Source organism: Kosakonia sp. H7A (assembly GCF_003028445.1).
In the GTDB taxonomy this organism is placed as follows: domain Bacteria; phylum Pseudomonadota; class Gammaproteobacteria; order Enterobacterales; family Enterobacteriaceae; genus Kosakonia; species Kosakonia radicincitans.
This window is the reverse complement of record NZ_PYTZ01000113.1, coordinates 1-461: the sequence shown is the minus strand read 5'-3', so window position 1 is coordinate 461 and position 461 is coordinate 1. Positions and strand designations below refer to the sequence as shown.

Here is a 461-nt window from a genome sequence, read left to right as displayed (position 1 = left end):
GTAGCGCGACAGGGCTACCGAGAAGGTGAAGCCGATCAGCAGCGCCAGCAGCCCCATCACCGAGGTCATGGCGAAGGCGTCCTCGTCCTTCTCCTTGTCACTCTCCGCAGGTGCCGGACGTCGGCGGCGGAACCAGATGCCCACCTCGCGCGCGAGGAGCATCAGCGCGAAGAACAGCAGGGTGAACAGCCACAGCGGCATGTAGGGATAGCTGGAGGAGAAGGCCATGGTCGCCTCGGCGCCGGAGTCATGTGCAGTCTGTGCGAAACCCGGCGGGCAATGCCTCAGTATTTCTACCGTCCGGCTCGTGCGACTCAGCCGCCGCGCAGCTGCCGCACCGCGGAAACCAGCAGTTGCAGGGCGAGCGCCACCTGCAACATGCCCAGCACCGCACCGAGGATCTGCAGCGGCAACTGGCCGACCCAGTGCAGCAGCGGGCGCACGAACAGCATCACCAGAAG

1 pseudogene is annotated in these 461 nt (G+C 65.9%); it reads right to left on the bottom strand.

The window, feature by feature from the left end:
* Positions 1–228: pseudogene (locus tag CWM66_RS28475) on the bottom strand (hypothetical protein); the annotation flags it as partial.
* Positions 229–461 lie beyond the last annotated feature (233 nt).